The sequence below is a fragment of the Oceanobacillus sp. FSL H7-0719 genome (assembly GCF_045040795.1).
Classification (GTDB): domain Bacteria; phylum Bacillota; class Bacilli; order Bacillales; family Amphibacillaceae; genus Oceanobacillus.
Genome location: NZ_CP150301.1, coordinates 73,490 through 85,708, shown reverse-complemented (window position 1 = coordinate 85,708; position 12,219 = coordinate 73,490). Strand labels below are relative to the sequence as shown.

The 12,219-nt window shown below is 39.0% G+C and carries 11 protein-coding genes and 1 riboswitch; of the genes, 5 read left to right on the top strand and 6 right to left on the bottom strand.

What is annotated here, in order from left to right:
• Nucleotides 1–101: 101 nt before the first annotated feature.
• Complete coding sequence (locus tag NST93_RS00390; protein ID WP_405100121.1) at nt 102–254, bottom strand: small acid-soluble spore protein P; 153 nt, start codon at nt 252–254, stop codon at nt 102–104.
• A gap of 237 nt (nt 255–491) precedes the next feature.
• On the bottom strand, nt 492–1,145 hold the full coding sequence (locus NST93_RS00385) for a TetR/AcrR family transcriptional regulator (RefSeq protein ID WP_405100119.1): 654 nt from the start codon (nt 1,143–1,145) through the stop codon (nt 492–494).
• A gap of 263 nt (nt 1,146–1,408) precedes the next feature.
• On the opposite strand from NST93_RS00385, the gene NST93_RS00380 reads away from it, so the two are divergent.
• From NST93_RS00380 to NST93_RS00365, 4 genes are all read left to right on the top strand, one after another.
• Nucleotides 1,409–3,079: an FAD-dependent oxidoreductase gene (locus tag NST93_RS00380; RefSeq protein WP_405100117.1), complete on the top strand. Its 1,671-nt coding sequence runs from the start codon at nt 1,409–1,411 to the stop codon at nt 3,077–3,079.
• A gap of 18 nt (nt 3,080–3,097) precedes the next feature.
• A complete protein-coding gene (locus NST93_RS00375) occupies nt 3,098–3,553 on the top strand; it encodes a CoxG family protein (protein WP_405100116.1) in 456 nt (151 codons plus the stop codon).
• A gap of 33 nt (nt 3,554–3,586) precedes the next feature.
• Nucleotides 3,587–4,348, top strand: a complete 762-nt coding sequence (locus tag NST93_RS00370) for a glucose 1-dehydrogenase (RefSeq protein ID WP_405100114.1) — start codon at nt 3,587–3,589, stop codon at nt 4,346–4,348.
• A 335-nt stretch (nt 4,349–4,683) separates the two neighbouring features.
• Nucleotides 4,684–4,830 carry a hypothetical protein gene (locus NST93_RS00365; RefSeq protein WP_405100112.1) on the top strand — a complete coding sequence of 49 codons (147 nt, stop codon included), beginning with the start codon at nt 4,684–4,686 and terminating at the stop codon, nt 4,828–4,830.
• Nucleotides 4,831–4,959: 129 nt separating this feature from the next.
• On the opposite strand, the gene NST93_RS00360 is transcribed toward NST93_RS00365, so the two are convergent.
• From NST93_RS00360 to NST93_RS00345, 4 genes are all read right to left on the bottom strand, one after another.
• Nucleotides 4,960–5,334 carry a hypothetical protein gene (locus NST93_RS00360; protein WP_405100110.1) on the bottom strand — a complete coding sequence of 125 codons (375 nt, stop codon included), beginning with the start codon at nt 5,332–5,334 and terminating at the stop codon, nt 4,960–4,962.
• A 301-nt stretch (nt 5,335–5,635) separates the two neighbouring features.
• Complete coding sequence (locus NST93_RS00355; protein WP_405100108.1) at nt 5,636–6,355, bottom strand: DUF6320 domain-containing protein; 720 nt, start codon at nt 6,353–6,355, stop codon at nt 5,636–5,638.
• Entirely contained in the window at nt 6,312–7,625 is a 1,314-nt protein-coding gene (locus NST93_RS00350; RefSeq protein WP_405100106.1) for an alcohol acetyltransferase, read from the bottom strand. The genes NST93_RS00355 and NST93_RS00350 overlap by 44 nt, the downstream gene beginning before the upstream one ends.
• A gap of 227 nt (nt 7,626–7,852) precedes the next feature.
• Nucleotides 7,853–10,945 carry a GNAT family N-acetyltransferase gene (locus tag NST93_RS00345; protein WP_405100104.1) on the bottom strand — a complete coding sequence of 1,031 codons (3,093 nt, stop codon included), beginning with the start codon at nt 10,943–10,945 and terminating at the stop codon, nt 7,853–7,855.
• Nucleotides 10,946–11,395: 450 nt separating this feature from the next.
• Nucleotides 11,396–11,501, top strand: a riboswitch (SAM riboswitch).
• 109 nt (nt 11,502–11,610) lie between these two features.
• Between NST93_RS00345 and NST93_RS00340 the strand changes: the two genes are divergently transcribed.
• Nucleotides 11,611–12,057, top strand: a complete 447-nt coding sequence (locus NST93_RS00340; RefSeq protein WP_405100102.1) for an OsmC family protein — start codon at nt 11,611–11,613, stop codon at nt 12,055–12,057.
• Nucleotides 12,058–12,219 lie beyond the last annotated feature (162 nt).

Here is a 12,219-nt window from a genome sequence, read left to right as displayed (position 1 = left end):
ATAGTTTATTAAAAACAGGTGATACAATATGTGTTTGGAGGTCGGTTCCCCACCTTTCATAAAAAGTGGAGAACGGACCTTCACCAACTCTTTAATCCCTCTTACAAACCATGATGCGGATTATGATTCTGCCCCGAATGATTCGCTTTTTTCACTTTCTTTGAACCTTGTAAAGGCTCCCCATAAGGCTGTACTGGGCTTTGCGGGAGATCTGGATTCTTCCTTTGTTTCGGTCCTTTCGGTCTGGTTCCCATAATTCCTGCCTCCTTCCTTTTAAGGATATCTTTTGATGAAGTCAGTGCATTTATTCGAAGGAGTCTAATTTAGGATAAGGATTCATATAATTTAAGGGTAAAATCAAACAGCACTGTAACGCTTTAACCCTTTTAAAATAAAAAACTGCCCCGTTTTAACTGTAAGAGCAGCTTTCCAGATTTTTCGTATTTTGATAAAAAGTGGCCATTGTCAATATTGCTTAAACAGGCCCTCTATTATTCTCCTGTTAAATAATCAAGAATGATTTGACGCAATAGCAGTAATTGCTTTTCAGGATCCAAATCAAGCTGAATAAAGAAAATTGACTTTTGGATTGCTAATTTTTTTGCAAAAACAGCAAATGTATTAATCAGCGTTATTAAGGATGCATCAATGTCGATGCTTGAACGGATAGAGCCATCCCGCTTCCCTTCTTCAATGATTGAAGAAAAGGTTTCCGAAACGTTGCGATACACGTTTTTGAATCGCTGAATATCCTCTAATGGCTCCTCAATGCGTGTCGAATACATATCAAAGTCCTCTAATATTCTTATATGTTCGGCTTTTTCATTTTGCAGTTCATCTATAAAATGGTCCAGCAAGGCTTCGATTTTTTCCAGGCAAGCTGCCTCCATGCTCGCTGCCTGCTGAAACACTGCAAGAACTTCTTCCAGACCTTGCGTTGCAATAGCAACTGCGATTTTTTCCTTTTTGGAAAACATCCGGAAGACTGTCGCAACTCCCAGGTTCGCTTCCGTAGCAATATCTTGCATTGTTGTATTTTCGATTCCTTTTTCTGCAAAGAGTTGTTTCGCAGCAATAAGAATGCTATCCATACGTTTTTCTCTATTTTTTTGCAGTTCATTTTCGTAGCGATCCATTGGTTTCATTGATGGTGTCCCTCTTTTGACTTTATATTTTCTAATAATAACGTTATAGAATACACGGTATTTTGTCAATTACCGATAAAATTGAAAAAGGTCTTTCATCAACATGAATTGACAGTATTTTTAGAGGGTGATATGATGACTATCATAGCGATAGCTGTTATCACATCACATTAAACTTGTAATCGTGATTTTTTTTACGATAACATGAATGCGCTTTCCATTATATTCACTTATTTAATAGCTAAGGGGGAAAGAGAAAGAATATGAATAAACTAAAGACAGATTGGAATGAGGTTGTTGATGTTATTGTGCTCGGATCTGGTGGAGCTGCTTTAACAGCTGCAACGGCTGCAAGTGACGATGGGGCAAAGGTTTTAGTTTTGGAGAAATCCGCTGAAATTGGTGGAACAACTGCAATGTCTGGTGGGGTTCCTTGGATTCCGTTAAATCACTATATGGAGGAAAAAGGAATAAAAGATTCACGCGAAGAAGCTCTAAAGTTAATTCGTCGACTATCCAATGGAAAAGAGCCTGACCCTGAATTGATTGAAGTATTTCTCGATAAAGGACCAGAAATGATTCAATATTTACATGATAATACTCCAGTGAGATTCGCTGTTCCAACTGGCTATGGGGACTATTATGCTAATTTGCCTGGCGGGTTTGTTGAAGGGCGCTCTTTAGATCCAATGCCATTCGAACTTACTGAATTGGGCGATTTAGCGGATAAAATCCGCCGCAATCCTATCTTCCCTCCTCTCACACTCGAAGAAGGCGGAGCAGATAAAGATTCCATCGATTTCAGTGTAATGGCTGAAAGAATGGAAAAAAATATTACAACAATGGGCCGAGCTTTAATTGGATCATTGGTCAAAGGCCTGCTTGACCGCGGCGTTGAAATCAGACTGGAAACTCCAGGGAAAAAGCTTTATCAAAACGAAGCTGGTGAAGTAATTGGTGTTCAAGCTGAAGTAAACGGAGAAACAGTTCATATCGGCGCCCGCAAAGGTGTCATTATTGCTACAGGTGGTTTCGAATGGAATAAAGATTTAGTAAAAGCTTTCTTGCCAGGTGAACCAACTCATCACCTGTCACCACCATATAATGAGGGCGATGGCTTAATCATGGCAATGGAGGCTGGTGCACAGCTCGCAAATATGAGTGATGCATGGTGGTACCCTGCTGCTCAAGATCCTTCCATCGAATATGAAGGCCGGACATTTAATCTGATTAATAGTCCACGTGCTTCTGCACATAGTATTATTGTGAACGACAGTGGAAAACGATTTGTTAATGAAGGCGCAACATATAAGGATATGCCAAGAAAGTTCTTCACATATGATGAAGTAACACAAAGCTATCCGAATGAAAAAAATACATGGTTAATCTTTGACAGCCAATTAAAAGATAATCATTTAGTTGTTACTGTATCTGCGGATGAACCAGCTCCTGAATGGATGCATCCCTCAGAAAGCCTGCGCGAATTGGCTGATAAAATTGGTGTAGATCCAGAAGGTTTAGAAGCAACAGTGAAGAACTTCAATGAAAATGCAAAACAAGGTGAAGATCCTGAATTCCACCGTGGAACGCTTTACTTTGAAGGAATGGGTAAAGGCGGCGGTTCACCAGAGCTCAATATTGGAACAATTGAAAAAGGACCATTTTATGCAATTCCAATTTACTTCGGAACCTTAGGAACTTCTGGTGGGCCGAGAATAGACGAAAATGGACAAGTAATTGGACTGCGCGGTGATAAGATACCTGGTTTATATGCTGCAGGTAATGCTGCAATGGCCATCTTTGGACCAGCTTATCCAGGAGCAGGTGCAACAATTGGACCAGGTATGACGTGGGGCTATCTAGCTGGAAAAGCTGCCGCAGCATCAGAAGATCATGTTAATGTTAATGAAAATAAAACTTTAATCGAATCATAAAAAAGGAGAATGAAAAAAATGCCTAATGGAGCACACAGCACAAATTTAGAATTGCCAATTGAAAAAGTTTGGGATTTTGTCAGTTCAATTAATAACTGGGCACCACTTGTACCAGGTTATATCAATCATGAGCTCATTAATGAGAATGAGTCTACTTGGGAATTTAAAGGTGATCTCGGCTTCATGAAAAAAACAGTAAAATTGAAGGTTGATATTACCGAATGGAGAGAACCAAATCTAGTTACATTCAATCTGACTGGAATGTCCGATAACTTCTCAGGTGGAGGATATTTTGAAGCTGGAAAAATAAGTGATGAAGCGACTACAATGACTGGCTATCTTGATATTACTGCTGGCGGAGCAATGGGACCGATGATCAATGCAATCCTAAAAAACTTTGTGCCAAAAACCGCTGAAGAACTAACAACAGCTGTTGCTAATAAAATTGAAGAAGTTGTCAGTGACAGAGTTTAAGTTAAATATAAAGTAAAGGTGAGGTTATACAAGATGAATCGATTAAAAGATAAAGTAGCGATTGTAACAGGAAGTGCATCAGGGATTGGGAAACAAATTGCTCTGACTTACAGCAATGAAGGAGCAAAAGTAGTTGTTGCTGATTTTAATGAAGAAGGCTTGCAAGAAACAGTTGCAGAACTAAAGTCTAAAAATATTGAAGCAATTGGTGTAAAAGTAGATGTTTCTAGTGAAGACGATATTTCTAATCTGGTTAACGAAACAGTGAATGCATTTGGAACTGTTGATATTCTTGTTAATAATGCTGGAATTATTGACCGCATGCAAGCGGCAGCTAATGTAACGGATGACGTGTGGGAAAGAGTAATGGATATTAATGTGACAGGAGTAATGCGCGGCATTCGCAAGGTCCTGCCTGTCTTCCTCGAAAAAGGACAGGGAACCATTGTCAATATGGCTTCCATTTCAGGATTAACTGGCGGGCGCGGCGGCCTTGCTTACACTGCTGCAAAACATGCTGTTGTTGGGATGACGAAAAATGTAGCTTCCCAATATGGCCCACAAAACATTCGCTGTAATGCGATTGGGCCTGCACATGTTCCAACACCTGCAACAATGAATATGGATAATGTTGATCCATTCGGTCTCGAAGTTGCTACACGCGGTACGGGATTAATGACAAAAGCTGGAACAACAGAGGATATTGCAAATATCGCATTATTCCTTGCTTCAGAAGAATCCGGATATGTTAACGGCGTCACGATTGCTGCAGACTTTGGGTGGAGTGCATATTAAGAGACGGCAATTAATCTGCCCCGTTACCTCAAGCGTATAATATGTATGAAAAATAATGCTGTTTTTTGTTGTCAGTCCCTGCTTCTATAATGAAAAAGGGCTGACAGCATTTTTATTTTCATCACTCACCGCTCCACATGACTTGTAACTATAATCAGTTTACCAATTTTAATTCGCTATGTGATCTGCCCCGCAATTATTTCCCGGGAGATATTTTGACATGCCGGTGTTATTCCAAGCCATATTAGCTTATTTGCAAGCAGCCAGTTTCTCCCAGAAATGTTTAAACTCCATCAAATAAGGTAAACAGATAATAAAAAGGAGGTAGAATTCCCATGGATAATCAATCAATTAAACCTTTGGAACAAACCTTATTTGAGGCAAGGAAGTTTGGACTGGACACAAACCATATTCAACAGCTTGAGGCAGAGCTCAACCAGCGAATCCAAAAAGATAAAGTAATCGAAGAAAGAATAAAATAAGCATTATTGAAAGCGTTTATATGTGTGATTTGATTAGAGCAGTTCATAGAAAAAGTAAACGAATAGTGATAAGAAAAGACGGGCAGTTCTATGCCTTAGGATTGCCCGTAACGAATAACTTTTGGATATTTATGATTGCTTAACAGGTTGTTTTCCCCACATTACAAGACCACTAATCGACCCAATAATCACGAGAATACACCCAATCCAATTCATCAATATCAATGCCATAATTAGTGTAATCGCTGCAAGCCCCACATATTGCTTCCAAATTGTAATGATACCAATAACAGTAATAATTCCAGCAATGGCTAAAGGAAAAATCATTAAATAACTGAACGCGAGAGTTACTTCCGCAATTGCATGAAGGAAACCGAAGCCGAAACCACTCGTTTCTTCCTCGAATTGCTGTAATTCATTTAAAAGATGATTAAGATAAAAAATAGTATATAGACCACCACTAATAATAAGCAAACTCGGAATCCAGCTAATCTTTTTATTCATTTCAGAATCCCCTTGGTCAAAAATGGACATTTAATAATATGAAAATACTAGTATACTATTTTCGGTCTTCGACATCACGTGCAGGCGCCTCGATATGGAAAATAAAATCTCCTTATCGCCTATGCAATACCAATCATAGATGTATCTCATTTTATCATAATAAACTTACTATCCCAGTTATTACTTGGGTAATGATTGCAGGGGGTTAATTTCCCAAACATAATCAAAAAATGAAAAGGAACGGCAGCAAACTGCCGTCCCTCATACTTCAAATAATTATCATGCTATAGCCAGTACTCCCCTACAAATGAAACTTCCTCGCAATCTTTTGTTTTAATCGTTCAGGCATGCCGTATTTGACGTAAATCATAATTAATAATACGGGTATAAGCTGCAGAACTGTAACAATAATCCAGTTTAGAATGCTCGTTTCATTTCGGTAACTCTGAATAAAAAAGTTAATCCACATCGTCAAAATCACAACTGCAATAAAGAAAGAGCCAATCACATTAAAGCCCCTCACAGGCAGTGCACGAATGACGCTCCAGTAACATACACTAATCACTGTCGTCCCAACGACAATTGGGAATGCCAAGGGAAAGAACCATGCGAGCGTTCCATTAAAAGCATCAAGGCCATATAATAAAAATAACGCATTCAAGCCGATGCCGATGATAACTTTATGAAAACTCCTCACATACCCAAAAGAAAAGTATAAAAGGATCCAGCCTGCAAAAACACTTAGATTACTATACCTGGACCAGGTAAACATCTCATGCAATTCATAATCAATATAAAACATGAGGCAAACAGCTACAAATACAAGCAGCGTAATGAAAATAAAAATCCGATTTAAAACCCTGCGAAAGTAAGCAGGATATGGATTCGCAGCTTTTGGAAATTTAGTAACTCTCCCAACTGCTTCTTTTTTTTCATGTATTTTTGGTATAGGAAAGCCGCACAGCGGGCAAGGACGATTATCTCCCTCTACCCCCACGCCGCATTTCGGACAATAGGCCATCTTCTTTCACCTCATCATTTGTTTCAATCATTACATCAATTCCCAGCTTCCGTATCCGGCGAAAGAATTCTCGCTCGAGTATCCGGTCCTTCGATAAATTCCCAAAAGAAAGATACATCTGCTGGTCATAAGTCATTAATAGCGCCTTCACCTTATTGCCAATGCTTGGCGGCGGATAGCATTCAAACCTTTCAATAAACGGCTTCAATTCATCAGGGACATGGACAACTCCCAAGTTGGATAAGCCGCTTGTATATTGACCTTCCCCGAAAAACGAATAAATCGATGGCGCCACAATATCCTTAATCGGTGACGGCATTAACCGCAATCCTAAATTACGTTCACTTGTAACACTGCGTTTCAGATGCTGCTTTAATTTCTTCGGTGTCAGTAATCGGCTAAACTCAATTTTCAGTTCGGTGATAATTTCCTCGAACGTATACGCTCCGAGTCTTGCATCAATCGCGGGTGTAATACTGACAAAGAAATTCCGCATCGTCTTACTCTCAAAGAAAGACCGCATATTAACGGGTACATTCATCACAATTGGCCGTCTCCGCCTTGATGTGCTTTCTTGAATGTACAGCAAACTATCAATATAGACGGCAGTAAGGAAAATAGTAATCGAGGCATCATATTCTTTCGCTTTTTTCTTCAATGCCTCCACACTCATAATGCCAGTTACAATATGGTAATGACCTTTATTATCCAAATGAAGCGGCAGCTTAAACGTCTTCCCAAATCGTGTTTTTTGTATGGGTGTTTTTTTATCATAATATTTTCGAAAAGCATTTTCCGTTTCAAGTTGGAGCTCTTCATTGCTTACTATTTCCTGTTTTATCGGCACAGATTCCTTCAAATGAAGATATTGTCTTACAAGCTCATTTAAAAACTTCAAGCCTCCAGTACCATCTGTCATACTATGCGATAATTCCAAGGCAATTCTGTTTTTAAAATATAATACCCGATATGGAAAAGATCCACGCTTCTTAATTGATAAACTCATACACGGATAATATGTTTCTTTCTCTACCCTTGGCGTTTGCTCCGTACCTTCAAAGTAATACCAAAAAAAACCTTGTTTTAATTGAACCTTAAAAAATGGAAAGCGTTCCAGTGTCGCTTCCAATGCACGCTGTAAATAGACAGATTCGACCGGGGAATTGAGTGTCGCGGATAGTCGAAATAAAGTGGTTGCCCGAGAGGAGATGATGGAGGAATAGAGTTTTCCAGCATTGTCCAGCTTGTACCATGATTTATCGTCTCGCATTTTTTCACCGCTTTCCGTGTCGTTATCAGGTAATTGTATCATAGATGAGGGAGAGGGAAAAATGTGAGGAGACTTCAATATAAAACACGGAACGAATCAGCATTTGTATATTCGTTCCGTGAGTTGTAACCCCTTCATATCGATTCAGTTGCAAAATCCAAACCACTCTGCCATGTATCAACGCCTATCATTCAAATGTTTGCAATGCCTCTCCAAGAATACCTGTCCTATCGAAATCGAATTCCCTGTAAATCATGCTGCGCATTGTCATGAATGACCTGATTGTTAAAGAGATAAAAATTCGGTATTGTAAACTTCCTCGTATCTGAAGGCATCGTTAATCTTTCCGAGACACCCGTTAATATAACCTGTTTATTTACATAGGAAACACGCGTTGATTTCTCTGTGTCAGATATGATTTGCAGGTGGCCCCCTTGCTGATCACATCCTACTACAAAGCTGCGGGCGACTTCCAAATCATTTTCGTCTTTGCCTGCCACAATTTTCGTCCATTCGCCTGCTTGATCCTGGATATTCACCCAATTCTCTTCCATATTTATTCCCGGTTTAAAAAATGCTGTTGTTTGCCAATCCTTCCCGTCTAAAAAGGTTCCTGTAGCCTGCTCTACTTCAGATACGTGACATAAAACTGGCGCACCAGGAAGGAGAAGGAAATATTGGTGATATGTTAACCCTTTAAATTCCTCGTGTCTTTCAATTGATGTGGTAAGTTTTATTCCTCGCCACTCATTCCCCCTGTTATCTGTAAGCGCAGTAAACGAAGCAAACGTTTTTTCTTTGGAAATTGAATGGGTTCTTATATTTGTTAACCTGCTGGATAAACCACCAGACCAAGGATTCCACCATAATTTTGGCAGTAAATCCGGATAAGAAGTATCCAACCATTCCTGTCCATCGTAAGTCAATGAATGCAATGCTGGATAAAAATCTGGTGCAGCTTTCATTTCGATTAAACCATTGCTCAACTTCCATACATCGAAGCCTCTTTCTTGAATAACATTCCCCATAAAATCCGTGTTGCTTTGCCTAATTACAAGTGTTTCACGTTCTTGAACGGCTGCATCTAATTTCGCTTTTAGATTAACCGTAGAAACAAGCGGAACTTCCGTCATATTTAGTTCTGCAGTCCACTCATTTTTTTGCTCTTTACGGTCAAATACATGAAGCTTTACATTTTCTTTACCAGGTAAAAGAGCCAATTCAAGTTCGCCATGGAGATAATTTGATTTATAATTTGTAACCTGACATACGAGCTTTTCACCTTGAATAAATGGATTATTATTTTCTAATGAAACACGTAAATGATTCACTTGTTTCACTTTTTCACCATTATTTGACTGTGTTGCGAATTCCCGAAAGCTTGCCACATCATGGAATGCTCCAATGGAGAAAAATACTGCATTAGACTGCAGCGAACTGTTTGCATCAATCTGTCCCAGATGGTGTTCAAAATAATGAAACCATGAGTCAAAATGGATTTTATCTGCCTTATTCCAAGTGATGCCAACCGGATGAACATCATCTTTAATAAACATCCAATTTTCACAAAGCCCCTGGTCATCCCAATATTCATACGAATTTCCGATCGAATCATTCATTTCTACAATCTCATTCCGATATGGGAGGACAGCTCGATTCAAATGTGAATAGATGGACTGGTTCACCCATACCGAGTATTCCGTTCGTTCATCTCGAATATTTTCCACTTCATAGTAATTTTCCACAAGACCCTCATTATATAGCTTGATAATGACATGCAGTCTTAGCCCTGAAAATGCTGTGAGTTGATACGTTAGTTTTACAGCGATATATCCTGTGCCCTCAAAATAGATTCTTTCCTCAATCTTTGCCCTGGCAATTTCCTCTGAATATGGCTTTCCGACTTTTGGCGTCATAATAGAGAGATGACTCTCTTTTTTCTTTCGGCCGATTTGAATCTCATTTTCTGACTTATCCAATACAGCAAAATATTGACCATTATACAATTGGAGACTTTCCTCATCTTCTCCGGAGAACTTCGAACCCACGCCTCGCAAAGGAATACCAATTTCCTTTAAAAAATGGACAACCTCGCCGTTTTCTTTTATCGCCTTCATATTCAATAGTGCATGGTAATAACCGTGTTTATTGACAACAAACGGGACAGCAACAGATTTTCTTTCCTTTGCTTTCATATCAATCTGCAGCTGCTGGTCCTTCAATTCAAGCAGGTTTGAGGAAGGCAGCTCCATTTCAAAACGTACCTTTTCAGCGTAATTATTCACCATATCTAAATAAAACACATATTCTTTTCCTATGAAAGATAAATCCTCAGGGAATTGTGCGGAAACTTTTGCAGGATACTTTGGTAAAATCCCTACTTTAAATATGGCCTGTTTACCATTAATTTGAACAATCGTCTGAACACTTGGATGTGTCCTGTCCTTATTCTGTTCCTCTTCAATAGAACCAATATAAAAGGTGCCCTCGATTTCCCTTTCATCCGTGACATCAAACGATTTATCAAATGAAAAATCGATATTTTGATCACTTTTTCCTGTTAAATCAATATGGAGAGGTCTTCCTGACTTATTTTTAATTGTATAAGTGATTTTATATTGATTTCCGAATACCAGCTGATGAGCGGGAACCTCAGCAGAAATTAAATAATCTTCTGTTTCAATTAAGCGGATCCCCCTGCCCGTTCGTTCGAATTCCATCCGCAGCATCTTATCCTCTTTTGCCCAGGCATATTCATAGTAATGAAAATCATTTTCCACTCTTCCATCCGGTTTCACTTCGATTTTCCGACTGCTGTTTTCATACCAATTTACATCTTGAAAGAAGTCTGCAACAGCTTCCGTACGTAATACGGCAGGTATGAAATTCATCAAATGTGTCGTATCATCACGCTCTTCCCAAAAGAAACCACATTTTTTATAGAGAGGTACTGCTTTTGTATTTCCTGGCCATGTATATAAATCTAACCGTGGCCATTTCAGTTGAATCGCTTCTTCCAATGCAGTAAGAAGTAATTTCTTTCCTATCTTTTTACCATGATAATCATCTCGTACATTCAAAAGAGGTATATACAATGCCCCTTCATCATCGCGATATTCACTCAGTCCACAATAGCCAACAACTTTATCTCCCTCTATGGCGAGGAACGTATGGATGTTCGTTGAGTTGCCCTCACGATGTAAAACGGATTCCTCTGTATCCACCGTATTGGCTCCTCCCCATCCATCCCGGCTATGGTTCCACATGTCCGCCACTTTCGCAGCATAACTTTCATTGTATTCCACAATTCTAATTTCCAAAATAACATCCCCTTATCTCAATTCAACAGCAAAAAAGAACCATTCATCCTGTGAATAGTTCTTTAATCTTCGTTAATATAAAAATGAATATTTTTAAAATTTCATTAAAAAACCACAGAATGGTCCATACCTCACCTGTGGCATAATTCGTATAAATAAAAAAGAATTAACGCAAATCAGCGGTTGTATGCAGCATCATCGTATTCAGTTTGGTTAACGTTTTACTTTGCTTGATCATGACACACAACCCCTTCCACTTTTCTGAATTTTAATTATAATACCATTATACAGAAGATGATAGTGGATGTAAACATATTTTTTAAAATTTTGATTAATGAATCTGGACTTTTAATATAATTAGTTAACTATACATCTTTTTTTCTTACCATTAGGAACTATTTGACAATTCATATGACACATGTTATATTTTACAAAATTCATATCATTGACAACTCATCCAGAGAGAGGGAGGGACTGACCCGATGAACTCTCGGCAACCGCTCAATTTTGAGCAAGGTGCCAATTTCAGAAGCATAGCTTATGCTATAGATGAGGAGGTCGGCGCACATATATTTGCAGCCCCTTCTCTTATTTTTTGAGAAGGGGCTTTCGTTTTATCCGAGTTGTCATGGTACGGAATAAATAATGATAAAGGGGATTCAATCATGGCAAAACAAATTTTTAAAGCAAATGCACATTTACAGGAACAGGTTTTAGTCGAAACAACAGCACGACAACATCGTGTATTCGTCGACGAGCCACAATCACTGGGAGGAACAGATACAGCAATGAACCCGGTGGAATTGCTATTATCAGCCCTTGGAGCCTGCCAATCCATTGTGGCACGTACGTATGCTGAAAAGTTCAATATTGATTTGAAAGATTTCAAAGTAGAACTGGAAGGGGATCTTGATACAGATGGTTTCCTAGGTAAGTCCGATGTCCGCCCGGGATACTCCGACATTCGTGCTACGTATCACATTGATACGGATGCCCCAGAAGAAAAAGTGGCGGCATTTATAGCATACCTTGAAGCGCACTGCCCTGTAGGTGACACAATTGTAAATACAGTAAACTTCTCGTCTTCTTACCAGGTGAGACAAAAAGCTTAATCGGCTGAGGTTAAACAGGTTTGTAGAAGATTGATAGATTGGAACTAAGCTAGCCAATGGACTTCAAAAGGGATAAGCCATAATTTGACTTATCCCTTTCTTTCTGACGTTGCAAGATTTAACTTTCCATTTTCTTCAGTAATCTACATATGGAAATATCTC

What these genes read in the sequence shown, in the direction of transcription:
- NST93_RS00390 (WP_405100121.1), bottom strand. Translation starts at nt 254, where the DNA reads ATGGGAACCAGACCGAAAGGACCGAAACAAAGGAAGAATCCAGATCTC.
- NST93_RS00385 (WP_405100119.1), bottom strand. Translation starts at nt 1,145, where the DNA reads ATGAAACCAATGGATCGCTACGAAAATGAACTGCAAAAAAATAGAGAA.
- NST93_RS00380 (WP_405100117.1), top strand. Translation starts at nt 1,409, where the DNA reads ATGAATAAACTAAAGACAGATTGGAATGAGGTTGTTGATGTTATTGTG.
- NST93_RS00375 (WP_405100116.1), top strand. Translation starts at nt 3,098, where the DNA reads ATGCCTAATGGAGCACACAGCACAAATTTAGAATTGCCAATTGAAAAA.
- NST93_RS00370 (WP_405100114.1), top strand. Translation starts at nt 3,587, where the DNA reads ATGAATCGATTAAAAGATAAAGTAGCGATTGTAACAGGAAGTGCATCA.
- NST93_RS00365 (WP_405100112.1), top strand. Translation starts at nt 4,684, where the DNA reads ATGGATAATCAATCAATTAAACCTTTGGAACAAACCTTATTTGAGGCA.
- NST93_RS00360 (WP_405100110.1), bottom strand. Translation starts at nt 5,334, where the DNA reads ATGAATAAAAAGATTAGCTGGATTCCGAGTTTGCTTATTATTAGTGGT.
- NST93_RS00355 (WP_405100108.1), bottom strand. Translation starts at nt 6,355, where the DNA reads ATGGCCTATTGTCCGAAATGCGGCGTGGGGGTAGAGGGAGATAATCGT.
- NST93_RS00350 (WP_405100106.1), bottom strand. Translation starts at nt 7,625, where the DNA reads ATGCGAGACGATAAATCATGGTACAAGCTGGACAATGCTGGAAAACTC.
- NST93_RS00340 (WP_405100102.1), top strand. Translation starts at nt 11,611, where the DNA reads ATGGCAAAACAAATTTTTAAAGCAAATGCACATTTACAGGAACAGGTT.